This is a genomic window from Anaerotruncus sp. DFI.9.16, from assembly GCF_024461615.1.
Taxonomy (GTDB): Bacteria; Bacillota; Clostridia; order Oscillospirales; family Ruminococcaceae; genus Anaerotruncus; species Anaerotruncus massiliensis.
In genome coordinates this window covers 1-355 of record NZ_JANFZX010000145.1, presented here as the reverse complement: position 1 = coordinate 355, position 355 = coordinate 1, and the positions used below count along the sequence as shown (strand labels likewise).

Sequence of the window (355 nt, the reverse complement as noted above, 5' to 3'; positions counted from 1 at the left end):
AGCGGCGAAAAACGAATAAAAGGGTTTTAGGGCTTCGTTGATTGTTGCGTTGGCAACCCCACCGCAATGGTAGTGCCCTTCTCCGAACTTTTCTCTACCCAAACGGAGCCGCCATGGAGGTCGGCAATCTCCCATACCAGTGAGAGCCCCAGTCCTGCGCCACCGTATTCCCGGCTGCGAGACTTGTCCACCCGGAAGAAGGGCTGGAAGATACTGCGCTGATACACCTCCGGGATGCCGCAGCCGGTGTCGGAGACGCGGAGCAGGAGCTTTTCCAACTCCTGAGTGACAGAAACCCGTACCGAGCCGCCCGGCCGGTTGTACTTGACAGCATTCTCCGTCAGGTTGAAGATCA

At 57.7% G+C, this 355-nt stretch carries 1 protein-coding gene; it reads right to left on the bottom strand.

What is annotated here, in order from left to right; translation table 11 throughout:
* Positions 1–26: 26 nt before the first annotated feature.
* Positions 27–355 (bottom strand): cell wall metabolism sensor histidine kinase WalK (locus NE609_RS17375; RefSeq protein WP_256153249.1); only part of this gene is annotated, 329 nt, incomplete at its 5' end.